Genomic DNA, 17,652 nt, shown 5'->3' with positions numbered 1-17,652 from the left:
TCGGCCAATCTCCAAGGCATGCCGCCTGCCAACGCAAACAGAGCCGACCGGTCAAAGTCCCTGTGCAGCGCCACTAGCTCATCATCTTCGGCAATCCCGCCGCCAGCGCGTCGATGGCCAGCCGCACTTTCAGCGGCAGATGCGGCGCCTGCAGCCGGAGCGCATGGCAGTCGTAGAGATAGTCCCGTTGCTCAGGCAGCAGGCGGACCAGTGTGCCGCCCTCGACGCGTTGTCGCACCAGCCAGTATGGCAGCCAGGCCAGTCCCATGCCGTCGGTTGCCGCATCGGCGATGGCGTCGAGGTCGTCGAGCCGCAGCCGGCCGGCGGGGGCGATCTGCGTCACCGAGTCATCGTCGCGCGTAAACAACCATGGCTGCAGCACGTGGCCGAGCCGCCGGTAGACGATCGCCTGATGGCTGGCGATGTCTTCGGGCCGAAGCGGTCGGCCGAAGCTTTCGATGTAGGACGGCGACGCGCAGACGATCATGCGCTGGCGCGCGACGCGGCGCGCGATGATGCCGGCCCTGTCATCCAGCGTGCCGGTACGGATCGCCAGGTCGAAACCGTCCTCGACGAGGTCGGCGAAGCGATCGCTGAGCGACAGGTCCAATTCCAGCGTCGGATAACGCCGTGCCAGCTCGATTAGGATCGGCGTGACGCAGTGGCGACCGAAATGCGCCGGCATCGTCACGCGCAGTGTGCCGCGCGGCTCGGACAACTGGTCGGCTGCCAATGCATCGGCCGCTTGCGCTTCGGCCAGCACGATCCGGCAGCGCTCGTAATAAGCGCGCCCGAAATCGGTTAGGCTCTGCCGGCGCGTGGTGCGGTTGATGAGCCGCATGCCGAGCCGCTCTTCGAGGAAGCGGACATGCTTGCCGACCATCGGCCCCGACAGGTCGAGCGCCGCCGCGGCGGCCGCGAACGAGCCGAGATCGACAGCTTTGACGAACACTTCCATGCTTTCGAGGCGATCCATATTCAAAACCAAATGTTTCGACTGTTCTGCCTGCGTGGCGATTTATCGGTTCTCGATACCGCTGCATAGTCCATTCCATCGGTTCGGTTTGGAGTTTCAGGATGGCAAGGGTTGTTCGCTTTCACAGTCACGGCGGTCCCGAGGTGCTTCGCATCGAAGATATGGATGTTCCGTCGCCAGGCCCCGGCGAGGTGCGGATCCGCGTCAGGGCGCTGGGCTTGAACCGCGCCGAAGCCTCGATGCGCAGCGGCTCTTACATCGAGACGCCGACGCTGCCGTCCGGCCTCGGCCTCGAAGCGGCGGGGATCGTCGAGGCGGTGGGAGCCGGCGTGGAAGGCATCACGCAAGGCGATGTGGTCAGCATCATCCCGCCGCGCTCGATGGCGCGCTGGCCGGCCTATGGCCAGCTGGTGAATTTTCCGGCCGAGCTTGTGGTGAAACATCCGCCATCGCTTTCGTTCGAAGCCGCCGCCGCGACATGGATGCAATATCTCACCGCCTATGGCGCGCTTGTCGATATCGCCCGTCTCCGCCGCGGCGAGCCCGTCGTCATCACCGCGGCCTCGAGCAGCGTCGGACTGGCCGCCATCCAGATCGCCAACAGAATTGGTGCGGTGCCGATCGCCGTCACCCGAACATCGGCCAAGAAGATGGCGCTGCTCGATGCCGGCGCGGTGCATGTGTTGGCCTTGGCCGAGGAGGATATCGAAGCGAGGCTGACGGAGATCGCACCGCAAGGCGTGCGCGTCGTCCTCGACGCGGTCGGCGGTCCGATCTTCACGCCGCTGACGGCCGCGATGGCGCGCGGCGGCATTCTCATCGAATATGGCGGCCTCAGCCCCGAGCCGACGCCGTTCCCGCTGCCCGATGTCCTGGCGAAGACGCTGACGCTGCGCGGCTACCTCGTCCACGAGATCACCGGCGATCCGATACGGCTGGAAGCCGCCAAGCGCTTCATCCTCGACGGCCTCGCATCAGGCGCGTTGAAGCCGGTCATCGCCAGGACGTTTTCGTTCGAGAAGATCGCCGAGGCGCACCGCTTTCTGGAAGCAGGCGAACAGTTCGGCAAGATCGTCGTGACCGTTTGAGGCTCGCTTCAGCCGGAAAAGCGACTATCCGCTTGGCAAGCGGTGCTGCGCCGGGCCAAACTGGTCATTCCGCATGCCTGCCTCAAGGAGACTTCGAAAATGCCCGCCAATGTTTTTTCCGGCTGCATGCCGGCGCTGATGACGCCTTGCACCGATGACCGACTTCCCGACTTCGACGCGCTGGTGCGCAAGGGGCGCGAGCTGATCGCCGCCGGCATGTCGGCCGTCGTCTATTGCGGCTCCATGGGCGACTGGCCGCTGCTGAACGACGCGCAGCGCATGGAAGGCGTCGAGCGCCTGGTGAAGGCCGGCGTTCCGGTGATCGTCGGCACCGGCGCGGTCAACACCGCCAGCGCCGTGACGCACGCCGCCCATGCGCAAAAGGTCGGCGCCCGGGGCCTGATGGTCATCCCGCGCGTCTTGTCGCGCGGCCCCTCGGTCAGCGCGCAGCGCCACCACTTCAAGGCAATCCTTGCCGCCGCGCCCGACCTGCCGGCCGTCATCTACAACAGCCCCTATTACGGCTTTGCCACGCGCGCCGATCTCTTCTTCGCGCTGCGCGCCGAGCATCCGAACCTGGTCGGCTTCAAGGAGTTCGGCGGCCCGGCGGATTTGCGCTACGCGGCGGAAAACATCACCAGCCGCGACGACGACGTTGCGCTGATGATCGGCGTCGACACCGCCGTCTTCCACGGCTTCGTCAATTGCGGTGCGTCCGGCGCCATCACCGGCATCGGCAATGTCCTGCCCAAGGAAGTGCTGCATCTGGTGGGCCTCAGCCAGGCGGCGGCGCAAGGAGATGCCGAAGCGCGCCGGCTGGCGCAGGAACTGGACGCGGCACTGGCCGTGCTGTCCTCTTTCGACGAGGGACCGGACCTCGTGCTCTATTTCAAGCACATGATGGTGCTGAAGGGTGATCCCGAATACAGGCTGCACTTCAACGAGACGGACGCGCTGAGCGACAGCCAGCGCGGCTATGCCGAGCAGCAGCTCAAGCTCTTCGACACCTGGTACGCGCAATGGTCGAGGCAGCCGGCAATGGCAAGATACGCGGCCTGAGTCGATCGGTCCGGCGCAAAATCTTCGGCGACCCAGCTGGCCCGTTTGACAGGCTGCACCCCTCCTCGGCCAAAGGCTCAATAGGCCGCGGCCGAACCGGGTATGGCCTGAAGACGCTCGATGTCCTGACGGGGTGGGGCGCCGAACAGGCGCCGATATTCGCGGCTGAACTGGGACGGGCTGTCATAGCCGACTGCGAAACCGGCCGTGCCGGCGTTGGCCCCGTCGGCAAGCATCAGCCTTCGCGCTTCCTGCAGGCGTAGCTGCTTTTGATATTCCAGCGGGGTCATGCGCGTGATCGCCTTGAAGTGAGCATGAAGCGACGACGCGCTCATGCCTGACGCCGCGGCAATCTCGTCGATCCGCAATTGCGCCTGGAAGCCGTTCCGAATCGTAGCGATCGCGCGGCTCACCTGGTTCAGGTGGCTATCCACGGTTCCCATTTGACGAAGCGTTGCGCCATGCGGACCGGTAAGCAGACGGTAGAGGATTTCGCGCTCTATCAGCGGGGCCAGAACATCGACGGTTTCGGGGCGATCGAGCAGCTTCACCAATCGGCTCGCGGCATCGATCAGGTCCGGGTCGCTTGGATAGACCGCAAGCACAGGCAAGTCCTTCTCGAAAGAAGCCCGCCGCTCCGTCACAAGCAGATCGGCAAGTGCCGCGAGGTCGAAGTCGATCTTGCAGCATAGATATGGTGCGGCCGGACTGGCCTCGAGAACATGGCCGACCAGAGGCAGGTCGACCGAAACAAGAAGATAGCTCGATGCATCATAGACCACGCTCTGGTCTGCCAGCGAGACGCGCTTCGACCCTTGGGCGATTATGCAAAGCGAGGCTTCATAGACCGCCGGCACCGGCGCGCTGGGCCGGTCGGCACGAATGAGCGTCAGCCGGGGTATCGCGGTGCCTGAAATGCCCGGATCCCTGGCATGCCGGGCAATCAGCCCGGCCAGGTCGGTGATTTTTTCCATGCCGCATAAATCTGCATGGCGCGGAATGTTGCAAGGCTAGTCCGCCCGATTTGGAGGATCGTGCAAACTCTTTGGACGATCGCGCTACCGGTCTTCGCCTGTGCAACGCCATTTTCATCCCGTCACCGCAAGCCAAAAAGGAACGATCATGACGGGACTGAAAGACAAGATTGTACTCATCACCGGCGCATCGAGCGGCATCGGCGAAGCGACGGTGCGAGAGCTTGCCGCGGCTGGCGCCAGACTGTTCATCGGAGCCCGACGCGCCGAGCGTCTTAAGGCGCTGGCCGAGGAAATCGGTGAACGCGTCGCCTGGCGCGAGCTTGACGTAACGAATGCCGAGAGCTTCGAGGCTTTCGCCGATGCCGCTCATGCCCAATTCGGGCGGATCGATGCGCTGGTCAACAATGCCGGCGTCATGCCGCTGTCGCCGCTTGCCGCCCTGAAGCGCAATGAGTGGGCGCGCATGATAAACGTCAACATCTTCGGCGTGCTGAACGGGATCGCTTCGGTGCTGCCGCGCTTCGTCGCGCAGAAAAACGGGCACGTCGTCAACGTGGCGTCCGTCGGCGCGCATCTCGTGCTGCCCACCGCGGCGGTCTACTGTGGCACGAAATATGCGGTGTGGGCGATCACCGAAGGCCTGCGGCAGGAGCACGACGACATCCGCGCCACGATCATCTCGCCCGGGGTGACAGCGACCGAGTTGGGCGACGACATCAGCGACCCGCAGGTGGCAGCGGCGTTGAAAGAGTGGCGGCAAAAGTCGCTGAGGCCGGACGCCGTCGCCCGCGCGATCCGCTTCGCGCTCGAACAGCCCGACGGCGTCGACGTCAACGAAGTGATCGTGCGCCCGACCGCCGCCAACATGTAGAGGCTTAGGCTGCTGGTCGGCTTGCGGGCGAGGAGCTCCCCGCATGCCACGCAGGAGCGCGTGCAAGCGTCGGTCGGGATCAGTTCGCCCTCAATGCACCGCCGTGCGCGCCTGCTCCCGCACCTCCCCGAGCGCGACGTCATACCTGTTTTTGAGCGGCAGGGATTGGCAATGAACAGGCCGGAGTTTGTTGCCGGCCTGTTCGCACGCCCGGGTCAGGCGGCCTTGACCTTGAGGTCTTCCTCGCCGCGCACCATCCTGGTCACGCCGGCAAAGTCGAGCTTGCCGGAACCGAGCACCGGCACTCTCGCCACGACGCGCACTTCGGCCGGCACCATCAGGTCCATGGCGCCGTTCGCCTTGGCGAAGGCCAGGAAGTCCGCGCGGGTCGCGTTGGGCGCTTCCGTGATCAGGATCAGCTTCTCGCCCTTGCGGGCGTCCGGCATCGTGGCCACGGCCGACAGCGAGCCTTTCCAGAGCTCGCCGGCCAGCGCCTCGACCGCGGCCAACGAGACCATCTCGCCGCCGATCTTGGCGAAGCGCTTGGCGCGGCCGCGGATCGAGATGAAGCCCGCATCGTCGACTGTCACGACGTCGCCGGTGTCGTGCCAGCCATCGGCGAGCGGCTCGATCACGCCCGGATTCTCGGTGCGCAGATAGCCGGCCATGACGTTCGGGCCGCGCACGAAGAGCCGGCCGCCTTCGTCGACTCCGGGCACCGGCTGCAGCCGATACTCCATGCCGGGCATGATTTTGCCGACGCTGCCCGACTTGTTGTACATCGGCGTGTTGATGGCGATCACCGGTGCGGTTTCGGTCACGCCATAGCCTTCCAGGATGCGCAAGCCGAACTTCTCCATATAGGTCGTGCGCGTCGCGGCCTTGACCGGCTCGGCGCCGGCGAAGCAGTAGCGCACCGAACGGAAGTCGTAAGGATGTGCCGTGCGGGCATAGCCGGAGAGGAAGGTGTCAGTGCCGAAGATGATCGTGGCGTTCGAGGCATAGATCAGTTCCGGCACGATGCGGTAGTGCAGCGGCGAGGGGTAGAAATAGACCGGCACGCCGGAGATCAGCGGCAGCACCGTGCCCGCCGTCATGCCGAAGGAGTGGAAGATCGGCAGCACGTTGAACACCTTGTCGCCCGAGTGGAAATCGATGCGCGAGGCAGCCTGGGCGGCATTGGCCAGGATGTTGCGGTGGGTGAGCACCACGCCCTTGGGCGTGCCTTCCGAGCCCGAGGTGAACAGGATCGCGGCCGGATCGTCCGCCTTGCGCGCCACCCGCGGCGTCGTCTTGCGCAACACGCCGAGCAGCTTGTCCTTGAGGCCGATCGTGGCCCGCAGGTCGTCGAGCCAGACGATGTCGACCGAACGGCCGATCTCCTCCACCACCGGCCCGAGCTTTGCCTGTTCGACGAAGGCGCGGGAGGTGAGCACGGTGCGCACCTCGGCCGCCTTGCAGGCCGACAGGATGTTCGCCGCACCCGCGGTGAAGTTGATCATCGCGGGAACCTTGCCGGCCGACATCACGCCGAGAAGTGCCGCGCAGGCGCCGTTGGCGTTGGGCAGCATGATGCCCAATGTCTGCTGGCCGGCATAGAGATGCTCGAACTTCTCGCCGAGCACGGCGGCGGCCGTCAGCAGCTTGCCGTAGCTCAGCGACCCGGCGACCGGATCCTGCACGGCGAGCTCCTTCATGCCGCGCTCGTTGGCGACCTCGATGATCTTCTCCAGCACCGTCTTGCCGATGTCCTGGGTGCGGAAGACGAGGTCCGACATCACCTGGTAGAGCGCGGAGCCGGCGGCGGCACGACGCTGGCGGCCCTTCAGTTCCTGCGCGACTTCGAGTTTCACCGGCTCCAGTATGGTCACCTTGACCTTCGGGAACAGGCGGCGGCGCACATGCTGCGCGGTCAGCCGCGAGAAGTAGCTCTTCTCCAGCCCCTCGATGCGCACCGGCACCACCATCGAGCTGGTCTTGTCGGCCACCATGGCCGCGCCGTCATAGACCTTCATCAGGCCGCCGGTGACGGTGATGCGGCCTTCCGGGAAGATGACCAGCGGGTCGCCGCCCTGCACGATCTTGATCAGCGTGCGGGTCGACATAGGCTTCGCCGGATTGAGCGGCAAGGCGCGAGCAAGCTTCATGAACGGCTTCATCCACCAGGCCTGTGCGATCGTATAGTCGATGGCGAAGACTGGTTCCTCGTCGGTCAGGGTCAGCGCCAGCGGACCGTCGAGGAAGCTGACATGGTTGAGCGCCAGGATCGGCGCCTTGCCGGCCGCCTTGAGGTTTTCGATGCCCTCCACCTCCAGGCGCAGGAAGGCGCGAAACAGGATGGACACGAAGTCGCGGAACGGATTGGTCGGCAGGTATTTCAGCATCAGCCAGGCGGCGATGGTATTGGCTGCGACAAGGCCGAATAGGATGCCCGCGATCGAGACGCCGGCTGCCTGGATAGCGGCGACGAGGATGCCGCCGACGGTCATGAAGCCCGCATTGACGATGCTGACGGCGGCCACGACGCGGGCGCGGCGCGCTTCCGGCGACCAGGCCTGCACGGCGGCAAAGGTCGGCACCACCAGGAAGGCGGCGGCGATGGCCATGCCGGCGAGGTCGATGGCGACACGGATGGTGTTGGGCCCGGCGAAGAAGGCGGCAAGCGTCTCGGACTTCGGCGAGGGCTGCATGCTGCCGATGGTCCAGGCAAGATGCAGGCCGAACAGCGCCAGCAGCGCGGTGCCGACCGGCGCGGGCAGCAGCACCATGCGCCCTTGCGACATCCAGGCGGCGATGGCCGAGCCGACGGCGATCGAGACGGCGAACACGGCAAGATAGGCGGTGACGGCGATCTCGTTGCCGCCGAGCGAATCCTTGATCAGCGTCGGCAGGATCGACAGCACGATCGCGCCGACCAGCCAGAACCAGGAGGTCATCAGGCCGGCACGCCAGATGCGCGTGTCGGTGCGCAAGTCGGCGACCTGCCGCCAAGTCGAGCGGAAGATGTTCTTGTCGATGGCAAGATTGGGCGCGGCCGAACCGGTGGACGGGATGTAACGGCTGACGAACCAGCAGCCGACGGCCAGCGCCATCATGATCGGTCCGAACACCCAAACGCCGATGCCATCGGCGGAGACGACGCCGCCGGCGATGGTGCCGCCGAGGATCGCCGCGAAGGTGGCCGACTCGATCCAGGCGTTGGCCTTGGGCAGTTCCTTGCGTTCGAGGTGATCGGGCAGGATGCCGTATTTGATCGGCCCGAACAGCGCCGAGATGGTGCCGAACATCAACAGCGCCGTCATCAGCACCGGGATCGACGACAGCGCGATGCCGGCGACGGCGACGGCGGCCGCGGCGATCTCGGTGAACTTCAGCCGCCGCGCGATCAGCGCCTTGTCGAAGCGGTCGGCGATCTCGCCGCCAAGCGCCGATAGCAGCAGGAAGGGCGCCATGAAGACAGCGCCCGCCAGCGTCACCAGCGACGCGGCCTGGTCCTTGGCAAGAGTGAAGAGAATGAGGAACACCAGCGTGTTCTTCAGGAAATTGTCATTGAAGGCTGAGAGGAACTGCGTCCAGAAGAGAGGCGCGAAGCGCCGCGACATCATCAGATGGGTGTTCATGGCAATTTCCATTGGGCAAGTCCGGCTGGCAATCCGATTGGACTGAGCGGACACTTGCGCGGTTTGAGCCTTGTCTATCGGGAAGCCGTTAAACTTCGTTACTGCGATTCAATCCAAACCATTTGTTTCTTGTTCTTGGCGCGTGGAATCTGTCGTCCACGATCGGTCTCCAGGCCTTCCAGGCACGTGACTGTTTGCGGGCTTGGCTGTCGGCGAGCATCGATATGATCCTTTCGTTTCAGCGTTAAGCCGGATGGGCGCCGGTCTGTTTCAGGCCGGATACGTTGCCTTGAACGCTGTTCACGAATGCACTATAGCACATCGTGAACCGCGTTCAAGAGAAAAGTGAACGACGTTCAAGAGCTGAACTGGTAGATTAAAAATAGGGGAGGGCAGGAACCGCGGACATGATGGCGGCGGCGCTGCGCCGCGAGGACATCGGCGCCTGGGCGGCAGGAGCCGACATCAAGCTCGTTCGCGCCGACGCGGAAGAGCCAAAAACGGATATGTGAGGCGTTCGCCCGGCTTAGACGCTATTTGTTCGTGCGCATTTTTTGCCGCGGATTGATGCCGCCGCTGGCCGTTGTGTCGTTCTCGACGTCGCCTTCGGTCGTGTTCTCGCCGAGCTCGAGATCATCGCCTTCCTTGATGCTGCCCTTTGACGTTCCGATGCCTGGATTGTTTTCCAGATCGGCGTCGCTCGGTTTGCGCGATTTGAGATGCTTGGTGCTCATGGCAGGCTCCTTCCAAGATTTGCTGGATGAGGAACTGATTGGTCGAAGCGAATGTTCCCGAGCGTGTTTGGCCACCGCTGTGTTCCGAGACTCCGACATCGTCAAAGTCCGAACGGATAGGTTTCGGGTACACCGGTCCGGGCATGCTCCGGCCCAAGCGGCGTCACCGCTTTCGTCTTGTCGAACCAGACAAAGGCGTCGAACTGCCGCGGCAGCGAGGCATCGGCATAGTGGCTGCGCAGTTCGGTTTCCGGCCTGTAGATCACGCCAATGAAGCGCTCCAGCCGCCGCTCCAGCAGGCGATGTCTCAGCGCGGCGTCGCGGTCCATATCGAGCAGGAACCGCGACACCCCGCTGTCGTGGCAGAGCCGTTCGTAGCTGTCCGCATGCGAAGGGCGCACCCGCATGACCTGCATCGGATCGTCCCAATCCGAAGCTGCGGCTACCGTTCCGGAATGGGTGCCGAAGCCGATCAGCGCCACTTGGTCGCCGAAGCGCTCGCGGCAGAGCTGGCCGATGTTCAACTCCTGCCTGATCGTTCCCATCTCGGTGAAGCGGGCATCGCCGATATGCGAGTTGTGGGCCCAGACGACGGCCTTTGACTCCGAGCCGCGCGCCTCGAGAAGATGCTCTAGCGTCTCGAACATGTGCGTGTCGCGGAGATTCCAGGATTCCGCCCCGCCGTAATACATGATGCGATAGTAGCGTTCAGCGGCTGCGATCAGCCTTGCATTCTGCGTGGCATCGAGAAAGTCGGCGCCATCCTGTCGAGCGTAGTCGAGCTGTCTTGCAAGCAGCTCCTGACATTGCTCCAGCACGGCTTGTTCGCATTTGCGATAGCCGGCGGTGAGCACGGCGCGCCCGTATGTGGAAGGCTCTTTCTGCCACGGGGTCAGGCAGCCATAGCGTTGCCGCGCAGCGGCGGCGGCTTCCGGATCGACCTGGTCGAGATAGCGCAGGACGGCCGCAATCGACGCGCTCATATTGTAGATGTCGAGACCGTAAAAGCCGGCCCGGCGGTTTATATCGTCGAGGCCTCCATTGTGATCCCGCATCCAGCCGACGAATGCGTCGACATCGGTGTTGCGCCACATCCAGGTGGGAAAGCGTTGGAACGGCGGCTCTGTGGCCGCGCGCGGCGGCCGATGGCGGACGTGGCGGTCAATGGCCGCGGCATCCGGCCAGTCCGCTTCAACCGCGACGATGCTGAAGCCATGCTTTTCGATGAGCCGACGCGTGATCGCGCCGCGCGCCTTGTAGAATTCGGAGGTGCCGTGACTGGCCTCGCCGAGAAGGACAACACGCCGGTCCGCGAAGCGGTCGAACAGATCGCCGAAGGCCGGGTCTTCGAAATCCGGCAGCGGCTCGGCGGCGACCGCGATCATCTCCGGCAGGCTTCTTTCGCGCGGTTGTGGCGTGACCACCGCCGATCGATCGTCTTCATATCGAGGCCGTTCCGCCCAACCTTCTTCGCCGATGAGCGGAACGAACTGCACGCCACCGAGGTCTTCCTCCTCGTAGGTCGTTGCGCCGGTTCGGGTGACCTTCAGCAGCCGCTGGTCGTCGACCTCCTTGCCGACGGGGATCACCAGACGGCCACCGACATCGAGCTGTTCCTGAAGCGCCAGCGGCGCGCCGGGACCGGCTGCGGCCACCAATATGGCATCGAACGGAGCGGCGTCGCTCCATCCCTTGGTGCCGTCGCCGGCGCGAACCTCGATATTGTCGTAACCGAGGCGTTCGAACCGCTGCCGGGCGATCTCGGCGAGCATCGCATGGCGCTCTATCGTGTAGACGCGGCCCGCGACACGGCTCATCACCGCCGCCGCGTAGCCCGAGCCCGTTCCAACCTCGAGAACGCGGTCGCCAGGATCGATCTCGGCGGCTTCGATCATGTAGGCGACCATGAAGGGCTGCGAGATCGTTTGACCCTTGCCGATCGGCAAAGGGGTGTCCTCATAGGCGAATTCCTCGAAATCGGGATCGACAAAGGCCTCGCGTGGAACCTCCCGCATGGCCTCCAGGACCCGGCGGTCGTGAATTCCACGCTGGGCGATCTGGACATCGACCATCCGGCCGCGGGTCAGGGAAAGTTCGGCCATCAATGCCTACCGATCATGGACAAGTACCATCTCTGTCCAGAACCATCCGCGGGCAGGAAAGTTTCATGCCCGGAGACGATTTCAAGCATCCTCCGTTACGACACTCAGAACGGCTTCTCGCCGATCACCTCGAAGCGCTCGACCGCGCAATGCTCGCCGACAAGCGTCAGCACGTCGGTCGAAGGTGGAATAGCGTCGGGCTGCTTCCACTGAATATTGAAGGAATAAACAAAGCGCTCACGGTCTGCGTCGTGCTCCATGCCGACGAAGCGGGCACTGTAGCCAAGCGGCCGTACCATTTCCTCGAGGTCGGGCGGCGCGTTTTTCGGCCAGGAGACCGAAAGGATTGCCTTGTGATCGCGCCGGATCTTGAGGTCGACCCATTTCAGCGCCTGCAGCGTCACCAGCGTCAGCACGGTTGCAATCGCGCCGAGGCCGTACTGGCCGCCGCCGAAGGCAAGGCCGATCATGGTCATGATCCACATCGTGGCGGCGGTGGTGACGCCGGTGACCAGATCGCCGCGCCGCAGAATTGCGCCGCCGCCGATGAAGCCGACACCGGTGAGCACGCCGAGCGCAAGACGCATCACATCCATGCGCACGAAGGAGTCCGGTCCTTTGCCCGAGACATCGAGCAGCATGTTGGCCTGGACCATTGCGACGCAGGCCGCAAGGCCGACCAGGATGGTCGTCCGCAACCCGGCGGAATGACCGCGGGCCTCGCGGTTCAAGCCAATGAGGAAGCCTGCAAGCAGGGTGACCAGCAGCCGTGCGACGAGGTCCGGCCAGATCGGATGAAGCGGCATGTCGCAGCAAAGCGGCGTGAGCATGGTCCGTCGGGGCAGCCTAAGCGCGCCCTCCGTTGCGTCTGGAATGCTCAACTAGGCTTGGCCGCCGATGGTTCCCTGGCCGCTACTCTATCATGCGCGAATCGCCCTCACTGGACGGCAATGCTCAGCACCAGCGCCAGCACGACGATGCCGACCAGCCCGGCGATGAAGATGATGCGACGGGCGCGCGTGCGCAGGATGATTTCGCCCTGTCGCGCGTCCTGTCCGGAAAACACCGGACCTTCGCTGTCGCGGTCCTTGCTCATGGTTGTCTCCTTCCCTGTGAGCGGGCACGGGAGGCGTCAGAGCAGGAACCGTTTTGGCCGGCATGAAGTTCCGCCACGCGGATGCCAAGGGCGAGGGCAGGGCCGGCTACCGCGACCGGCTGAAAACCGGCCGCGGGAAGTTGGATCAGCCGAATTTCGGGTCGAGGCTGCCCGACTTGTAGCGCTTGGCCATGTCGGCCAGCGGGATCGGCTTGATCTTCGGCGCGTTGCCGGCGGTGCCGAACTGCTCGAAGCGCTCCTTGCAGAGCTTCTTCATCGCCGCCATCGCCGGCGTCAGATATTTGCGCGGATCGAACTCGCTGGGGTTCTCGGTCAGTACCTTGCGGATTGCGCCGGTCAGCGCCATGCGGTTGTCGGTGTCGATGTTGATCTTGCGCACGCCATGCTTGATGCCGCGCTGGATCTCTTCCACCGGCACGCCCCAGGTCGGCTTCATCTGGCCGCCATATTTGTTGATGATTTCCTGCAGTTCTTCCGGCACCGAGGACGAGCCGTGCATGACCAGATGCATGTTGGGCAGGCGGCGGTGGATCTCCTCGATCACATTCATCGCCAGCACCGCGCCGTCCGGCTTGCGCGAGAATTTATAGGCGCCGTGGCTGGTGCCCATGGCGACGGCCAGCGCGTCGACATGCGTGTCGCGCACGAACTGCTCGGCCTGCACCGGGTCGGTCAGCAACTGGTCGTGGCTGATCGCGCCCTCGACGCCGTGGCCGTCCTCCTGCTCGCCGCCGCCGCTTTCCAGCGAGCCCAGCACGCCGATCTCGCCTTCCACCGAGACGCCGCCCCAATGCGCCATGTCGACGACGCGGCGCGTAATGCTGGAATTATAGGCGTAGTCGGCCGGCGACTTGCCGTCCTCCTTCAGCGAGCCGTCCATCATCACCGAGGTGAAGCCGTACTGGATGGCGGTGACGCAGGTCGCTTCGTTGTTGCCGTGGTCGAGATGCATGCAGATCGGGATGTCGGGATGGATCTCGACCAGCGCATCGATCAGCTTGGCCAGCACCACGTCATTGGCATAGGCGCGCGCGCCGCGGCTGGCCTGCAGGATGACCGGCGACTTGGTCTCCTCGGCCGCCTCCATGATGGCGAGCCCCTGTTCCATATTGTTCATGTTGAAGGCAGGCACGCCATAGCCATGTTCGGCGGCATGGTCGAGCAATTGTCTCAGTGTGATGCGAGCCAACGAATAGTCTCCCGTATCTGGTTCGAGCCCGTGTTTGAAAAGGCCGCCCGGGCGGGCGGTCCATTGCTTCTGGCCGGAATCCCGCCGTATCGCAACAGCCCGCCGGCCCGCGCGGCGCAATTCTTGTTACAGCCTGTAGGAGGCGCGCCGGCGCTATGTCCGGCCGCCTTGCCTTGCCGCGAGCGAAAGCCGCACATCTTCCTCCGCTCCGTCCAGTAGGGCGATCAGGGCCTTGCTGGTGGCTGCCGGATCGCGCCTCTCGATGTTCTCGGCGATTTCCCGATGCAGCCTCAGCGAATGACTCTGCCCGGCCGGATTGTCGTCGGAAAGCCGAAAACTGATGATCAGCGCCGTCTCGATCAGGGCCGCCAGTGAGCCGATCAGCTCGTTTCCGGACATGTGCAGGATCGACTGGTGGAAGGCGAGGTCGGGGACAGCGAAGCGTTCGCCGTCGTCGCCGGCCTTTTCCATCTCGTCCAGGATTGCCCACAGCTCGGCTATCTGCTCGGGCGTGGCGCGCTCCGCCGCGAGCGCCCCGGCCATCGGCTCGATCGCGCGGCGCAGCTCGAATAGGGAGCGCGCATCTTCGGCCGTCGCCCGCGGCCCGAACCGCCACATCAGCACGTCCGGGTCGAGGAAATTCCAGTCCCGGCGCGGGCGCACCCGCGTTCCCGTTCGCGGGCGCATCTCCACCATGCCCTTGCCGGCCAGAACCTTGATGACTTCGCGCAGGCCGGTGCGGCTGGCGCCATAAGAGGCGCTCCAGTCGTCGCCGTTCGGCAACTGGTCGCCGGGCGTGAATTCCCCGCTGACAATGCTGTGGCCGATCTCGTTGAGCAGCCTGCCGTGCAAGCCGGTATGCGAGGAGCCGGCCATGGGCGGCGTCATTCGGAGCATCCGGGGGCTGGCACTAATCTTCATACTATTCCTATTATTCATATGATTGTCACGTGCGCCGCCTAGTAAGCACACCGTTGAAAAAGCAGCCAGAGCCGATCGACAAAATTCCGCGCAACCGCACCTGAAGAACCACAAAAAACTGGGCTTCTGACATCGCCGGCGGCGCCTCCCGTCGTCGCTCGATGTCGTGCGCGCAATCTTGTCGACGAGCCATACAACAGGAACGCGACAAAGATGTCTTCCTTGATGATTACCCGCGCCAGCCCCGCGAAGCGAACGGCGACAACTTGCATTCCCAAAGCCAGGGCCGCCGGCCTTCTTATGACCGGAGCTCTGGTCATGGCGTCGGCGCCGGCTTTTGCCGTGGAACCGTGGATCATGGTCGAGAAGACGACCTTCACGGGCGACGCGATCGTCTCCAAGCAGCAGGGTGTGACGACAGACGGAACGAACTGGTATTTCTCCGGCACCGATGTGCTGGAGCGCACCGACAGGAACTACAATCCCAGCCTGCAGGTTTCGCCGGCCATTCCGGATGTCCTCAAGCTCCCGTCCCAATATTCCGACATCGGGCTCAATCACATAGGCGACATAGACTATGCCGACGGCTACCTCTACATTTCGCTCGACTCCAGCAAGCGCGACCCGGTCACCGGCGGCAAGTACGAAAACCCGGTCTTCGCGGTCTACCGCGCCAGCGACCTGAGCTTCACCGGCCAGGCCTTTGCGCTCAATCCGCCGCACGGCATCCATGACATCGCGAGCTGGGTGGCCGTCGACGCCAAGAACGGCCTCGGCTACGGCATGGCCTATGAGAACGCCACGGAATTAACCGTCTACAATCTCTCGGACTGGAGCTTCAAGGAATACATCCCGCTGTCGCACACCATCGATCAGGCGCAAGGCGGCAAGCTGCTCGACGGCTGGATGTATTTCTCCACCGACAATGACGACAAGATCATCTACCGGGCGAACCTGAAGACCGGCGAAGTCGAGAACCTGGGCAACCTGAAGATCGACCGCGAGCAGGAGGTCGAAGGTCTGTCCTTCAACATGACCAAGGACGGCTGGTCGATGTACATCCTCAACCGGGAAGCGCTGGAGGGAAATCCGGACGAGGAGGCCGTCGGCTTCTACCGCTATCTGCGCCCCTACGGGAACGCGCTTTCCGGTGAGGTCCATGCCGACATCATGGGCGCGCTTGTCAACGACAGCCGCTTCGCCCGCGATTCGGCAAACCGCCGGCTCCGTTCCGCCTTCGATGCGGATGACGTGTCCCTGACCACCGCCGCCATCGATGCCACGGGGCTGCATGCCGCGCCTGCCACTGCCGACGGCATCGTGATCTGGAGCGAGGCGCTTGCGATGACCGGGAATGCGAGCGGCTCGGGCGATGCCGCCGGCTTCGACCGCACGACCGCTGGCTTCGTCGGCGGCGCCGACATTCCGCTGGCAAGCTGGCGGCTCGGCGTGCTTGCCGGCTACAGCCGCACCAATTTCGACGTCAGCGACCGCGCTTCCTCCGGCACCAGCGACAATTACGATCTCGGCCTCTATGCCGGCACGCAATGGGGAGGTCTCGGCTTCCGGGCAGGCGCGATCTATGGCTGGCACGATATCGACGTGCGGCGCAACGTCGTCTTCCCGGCCTTCAGCGAACAGTTGTCGGCCGGCTACAGGGCCGAGACGGCGCAGGCCTTCAGCGAGCTCGCCTACAAGCTCGACACGAGCCTGGGCGCGTTCGAACCTTTCGCCAATCTGGCCTATGTCCATCTGGACGCAAACGGCTTTGCCGAAACCGGCGGCACCACCTCAGCTTTGGCCAGTCAGGGTGCGTCGAGCCAAAATACTTTCTCGACGCTGGGCCTGCGCGCCTCGACTCGGTTCGGGACGGGCATGACCGCCTTGCACGGCATGCTCGGCTGGCAGCACGCCTATGGCGATGTCCAGCCGGCGACGACGCTTACCTTCAACACGGGGGCGTCCTTCGCCGGCGCGGGCGTGCCGATCACCAGGGACGCATTGGCGCTGGAAGCCGGCTTCGATGTGTTCCTGTCGCCCAAGGCAACGCTCGGCGCATCCTATTCCGGGCAGATCGCCAAGGACGCCCAGGGGCACACCTTCAAGATCAATTTCGACCTGAAGCTGTAACCGGACCGAAGCATGCCGGGCGGGTTTCCTCGCCCGGCAGCTCTTTTACGCAGCGATCTTTGCGCGCGCGGCGAGGATCTCGACGCAGGCCTTCGCCGCTTCCTTGCCCTTCGCGGTAAAATGCTCGTGGAAGAAGCGGTGGTGCTCGGCGCTGTCATGGTAGTTGTGCGGCGTCAGCACCGCCGACAGCACCGGCACGCCGGTCACGAGCTGCACGTTCATCATGCCGTCGATGACGGCGCTCGCCACGAAGTCGTGCCGGTAGATGCCGCCATTGACGACGAAGCCGGTGCCGAGGATCGCGGCGTAACGGCCGGTCTCGGCAAGCGTCTTGGCGTGCAGCGGAATCTCGTAGGCGCCCGGCACGTCGAAGACCTCGACGGCAAAGCCGCCGAGCGCGGCAAGTTCCGTCTCGAACGCCGTCACGCATTGGTCGATGATACCGGCATGCCAGCGCGCCCGGATGACGGCGACATGACGGACAGTATGGTCTTTGGGGAAATGCTGATTCATGGGTCCTTCCTTCCGTTTCGAACCAGAATCAGGACGCACGACGCAAAAATGCGGCCCGCGCGAGCGGACCGTCTTCTGCGTACGTTCTCTTCCATCCGGACTGTAACCGTCGGCTCCGGAATCGCACCGGATCTGCTGACCCTTCCGTTTACGCGGAAGGCGCTCGCGGGCTTGAGCGATCGAAATCGCCCTTACCGCCGGTGGGGACTTTCACCCCGCCCTGAGAACATTAACGGCGAAGGTATGGAGGGGCAGGAAGGTGTTGTCAATTGTCAACGATATCGCGGTCGTCATCCTAGGGCGGAGCAAGGAGCGAAGCGACGCCCGCAGACCCTAGGATCCATGCCGTGGCGCT

14 protein-coding genes and 1 riboswitch are annotated in these 17,652 nt (G+C 64.2%); of the genes, 4 read left to right on the top strand and 10 right to left on the bottom strand.

What is annotated here, in order from left to right; all coding sequences use genetic code 11:
• Positions 1 to 73 precede the first annotated feature (73 nt).
• The gene (locus FJ425_RS12745; RefSeq protein WP_140634726.1) at positions 74 to 976 is read right to left on the bottom strand and encodes a LysR family transcriptional regulator; all 903 of its coding nucleotides are present in this window, start codon (positions 974 to 976) and stop codon (positions 74 to 76) included.
• Between the two features lie 101 nt (positions 977 to 1,077).
• Between FJ425_RS12745 and FJ425_RS12740 the strand changes: the two genes are divergently transcribed.
• Positions 1,078 to 2,064 (top strand): zinc-dependent alcohol dehydrogenase family protein, encoded by a 987-nt coding sequence (locus FJ425_RS12740; RefSeq protein WP_140723811.1) that lies wholly within the window; start codon positions 1,078 to 1,080, stop codon positions 2,062 to 2,064.
• A gap of 99 nt (positions 2,065 to 2,163) precedes the next feature.
• Positions 2,164 to 3,123, top strand: a complete 960-nt coding sequence (locus FJ425_RS12735; RefSeq protein ID WP_140723808.1) for a dihydrodipicolinate synthase family protein — start codon at positions 2,164 to 2,166, stop codon at positions 3,121 to 3,123.
• Positions 3,124 to 3,200: 77 nt separating this feature from the next.
• On the opposite strand, the gene FJ425_RS12730 is transcribed toward FJ425_RS12735, so the two are convergent.
• A complete protein-coding gene (locus FJ425_RS12730) occupies positions 3,201 to 4,097 on the bottom strand; it encodes an AraC family transcriptional regulator (RefSeq protein ID WP_140723805.1) in 897 nt (298 codons plus the stop codon).
• Between the two features lie 148 nt (positions 4,098 to 4,245).
• On the opposite strand from FJ425_RS12730, the gene FJ425_RS12725 reads away from it, so the two are divergent.
• The gene (locus FJ425_RS12725) at positions 4,246 to 4,971 is read left to right on the top strand and encodes an SDR family oxidoreductase (protein WP_140723802.1); all 726 of its coding nucleotides are present in this window, start codon (positions 4,246 to 4,248) and stop codon (positions 4,969 to 4,971) included.
• A 215-nt stretch (positions 4,972 to 5,186) separates the two neighbouring features.
• Here FJ425_RS12725 and FJ425_RS12720 read toward each other — a convergent pair whose 3' ends face one another.
• The 7 genes from FJ425_RS12720 to FJ425_RS12690 all read right to left on the bottom strand — a co-directional run bounded on the left by FJ425_RS12720 (position 5,187) and on the right by FJ425_RS12690 (position 14,621).
• The gene (locus FJ425_RS12720; protein WP_140723799.1) at positions 5,187 to 8,591 is read right to left on the bottom strand and encodes an acyl-[ACP]--phospholipid O-acyltransferase; all 3,405 of its coding nucleotides are present in this window, start codon (positions 8,589 to 8,591) and stop codon (positions 5,187 to 5,189) included.
• 533 nt (positions 8,592 to 9,124) lie between these two features.
• The gene (locus tag FJ425_RS12715) at positions 9,125 to 9,325 is read right to left on the bottom strand and encodes a hypothetical protein (RefSeq protein ID WP_095768799.1); all 201 of its coding nucleotides are present in this window, start codon (positions 9,323 to 9,325) and stop codon (positions 9,125 to 9,127) included.
• Positions 9,326 to 9,426: 101 nt separating this feature from the next.
• Entirely contained in the window at positions 9,427 to 11,427 is a 2,001-nt protein-coding gene (locus tag FJ425_RS12710) for a protein-L-isoaspartate(D-aspartate) O-methyltransferase (RefSeq protein WP_140723796.1), read from the bottom strand.
• A gap of 104 nt (positions 11,428 to 11,531) precedes the next feature.
• Positions 11,532 to 12,257: an MgtC/SapB family protein gene (locus FJ425_RS12705; protein WP_140634713.1), complete on the bottom strand. Its 726-nt coding sequence runs from the start codon at positions 12,255 to 12,257 to the stop codon at positions 11,532 to 11,534.
• A gap of 107 nt (positions 12,258 to 12,364) precedes the next feature.
• Positions 12,365 to 12,523 carry a peptide ABC transporter permease gene (locus tag FJ425_RS12700; RefSeq protein ID WP_140723792.1) on the bottom strand — a complete coding sequence of 53 codons (159 nt, stop codon included), beginning with the start codon at positions 12,521 to 12,523 and terminating at the stop codon, positions 12,365 to 12,367.
• 145 nt (positions 12,524 to 12,668) lie between these two features.
• The gene (gene fba / locus FJ425_RS12695) at positions 12,669 to 13,733 is read right to left on the bottom strand and encodes a class II fructose-bisphosphate aldolase (RefSeq protein WP_140543394.1); all 1,065 of its coding nucleotides are present in this window, start codon (positions 13,731 to 13,733) and stop codon (positions 12,669 to 12,671) included.
• 153 nt (positions 13,734 to 13,886) lie between these two features.
• Positions 13,887 to 14,621, bottom strand: a complete 735-nt coding sequence (locus FJ425_RS12690) for a FadR/GntR family transcriptional regulator (RefSeq protein ID WP_246677924.1) — start codon at positions 14,619 to 14,621, stop codon at positions 13,887 to 13,889.
• Between the two features lie 351 nt (positions 14,622 to 14,972).
• Here FJ425_RS12690 and FJ425_RS12685 point away from each other — a divergent pair, with 351 nt between their 5' ends.
• Positions 14,973 to 16,784: an autotransporter domain-containing protein gene (locus FJ425_RS12685; protein ID WP_181175890.1), complete on the top strand. Its 1,812-nt coding sequence runs from the start codon at positions 14,973 to 14,975 to the stop codon at positions 16,782 to 16,784.
• A 45-nt stretch (positions 16,785 to 16,829) separates the two neighbouring features.
• Here FJ425_RS12685 and FJ425_RS12680 read toward each other — a convergent pair whose 3' ends face one another.
• A complete protein-coding gene (locus tag FJ425_RS12680; RefSeq protein ID WP_140723786.1) occupies positions 16,830 to 17,297 on the bottom strand; it encodes a 6,7-dimethyl-8-ribityllumazine synthase in 468 nt (155 codons plus the stop codon).
• A 79-nt stretch (positions 17,298 to 17,376) separates the two neighbouring features.
• A riboswitch (FMN riboswitch) is annotated at positions 17,377 to 17,529 on the bottom strand.
• Positions 17,530 to 17,652: the final 123 nt, after the last annotated feature.

This window comes from Mesorhizobium sp. B2-7-2 (assembly GCF_006440775.1).
Taxonomy (GTDB): Bacteria; Pseudomonadota; Alphaproteobacteria; order Rhizobiales; family Rhizobiaceae; genus Mesorhizobium.
The sequence above is the reverse complement of the archived record's forward strand: the minus strand, read 5'-3'. Positions and strand labels throughout refer to the sequence as shown.

Bases quoted from the DNA above. Each gene is read 5' to 3' on its own strand.
- FJ425_RS12725 (WP_140723802.1), top strand. From the start codon at position 4,246: ATGACGGGACTGAAAGACAAGATTGTACTCATCACCGGCGCATCGAGC.
- FJ425_RS12705 (WP_140634713.1), bottom strand. From the start codon at position 12,257: ATGCTCACGCCGCTTTGCTGCGACATGCCGCTTCATCCGATCTGGCCG.
- FJ425_RS12680 (WP_140723786.1), bottom strand. From the start codon at position 17,297: ATGAATCAGCATTTCCCCAAAGACCATACTGTCCGTCATGTCGCCGTC.
- FJ425_RS12690 (WP_246677924.1), bottom strand. From the start codon at position 14,621: ATGACGCCGCCCATGGCCGGCTCCTCGCATACCGGCTTGCACGGCAGG.
- FJ425_RS12745 (WP_140634726.1), bottom strand. From the start codon at position 976: ATGGATCGCCTCGAAAGCATGGAAGTGTTCGTCAAAGCTGTCGATCTC.
- FJ425_RS12740 (WP_140723811.1), top strand. From the start codon at position 1,078: ATGGCAAGGGTTGTTCGCTTTCACAGTCACGGCGGTCCCGAGGTGCTT.
- FJ425_RS12730 (WP_140723805.1), bottom strand. From the start codon at position 4,097: ATGGAAAAAATCACCGACCTGGCCGGGCTGATTGCCCGGCATGCCAGG.
- FJ425_RS12715 (WP_095768799.1), bottom strand. From the start codon at position 9,325: ATGAGCACCAAGCATCTCAAATCGCGCAAACCGAGCGACGCCGATCTG.
- FJ425_RS12700 (WP_140723792.1), bottom strand. From the start codon at position 12,523: ATGAGCAAGGACCGCGACAGCGAAGGTCCGGTGTTTTCCGGACAGGAC.
- FJ425_RS12685 (WP_181175890.1), top strand. From the start codon at position 14,973: ATGGCGTCGGCGCCGGCTTTTGCCGTGGAACCGTGGATCATGGTCGAG.
- FJ425_RS12720 (WP_140723799.1), bottom strand. From the start codon at position 8,591: ATGAACACCCATCTGATGATGTCGCGGCGCTTCGCGCCTCTCTTCTGG.
- FJ425_RS12735 (WP_140723808.1), top strand. From the start codon at position 2,164: ATGCCCGCCAATGTTTTTTCCGGCTGCATGCCGGCGCTGATGACGCCT.
- FJ425_RS12710 (WP_140723796.1), bottom strand. From the start codon at position 11,427: ATGGCCGAACTTTCCCTGACCCGCGGCCGGATGGTCGATGTCCAGATC.